Here is a 788-nt window from a genome sequence, read left to right as displayed (position 1 = left end):
ACCGACCTGGGCCCGGAGGAGACCATCGAGTCGCTGTCGGGGTACGCCGGGTCGCGGCCGGTGCGCGTGGGCAACCTGGCCGATCACCAGGTGCAGTTGGACGTGTTCGGTCCGGTGGTCGAGCTGATCTGTCACCTGTCCAAGGCCCGTGGGTTCTTGGCCGATCGTGATTGGGAGTTGGTGCGGGCGATGGCCCGGGCGGTGGCCCGGCGGTGGCACGAGCCCGATCACGGGATCTGGGAGGAGCGTGATGAGCCTCGCCAGCGGGTGTACTCCAAGGTGATGTGCTGGGTGACCTTGGACCGGGCGTTGGGTTTGGCCCGGGCCTATGGGCGTACCCCCGAGCAGGGGTGGGTCGAGTTGCGTGGGGCCATCGCCGAGGAGGTGTTGGACAAGGGGTGGAACGAGGGTGTGCAGGCCTACACCACCGCTTATGACGGCACCGATCTGGACGCGGCTTCGTTGCACATCGGGCTGTCGGGGTTGATCGATCCGGCCGATGAGCGTTTCCAGGCCACGGTGACCGCGATCGAGGCGGAGTTGCGCAGTGGTCCGACGGTGTACCGCTATCACCGTGACGATGGTCTGCCCGGGGGTGAGGGTGGGTTCCACCTGTGCACGACGTGGTTGATCGAGGCGTACGTGTTGACCGGGCGTCGGGCCGAGGCCGAGGAGTTGTTCAAGCATCTGGTGGACGCGGCCGGTCCCACGGGGTTGATTCCCGAGGAGTACGATCCGTTGGCCGAGCGGGCGTTGGGCAATCATCCGCAGGCGTACTCGCACCTGGG

1 protein-coding gene is annotated in these 788 nt (G+C 67.0%); it reads left to right on the top strand.

The annotated features are described in order from the left end of the window. Positions 1-788: glycoside hydrolase family 15 protein (locus tag D472_RS26450; RefSeq protein WP_017607037.1), on the top strand; the 788-nt coding region annotated here is incomplete at both ends.

The sequence above is a fragment of the Nocardiopsis alkaliphila YIM 80379 genome (genome assembly GCF_000341005.1).
Taxonomy (GTDB): Bacteria; Actinomycetota; Actinomycetes; order Streptosporangiales; family Streptosporangiaceae; genus Nocardiopsis; species Nocardiopsis alkaliphila.
The sequence above is the reverse complement of the archived record's forward strand: the minus strand, read 5'-3'. Positions and strand labels throughout refer to the sequence as shown.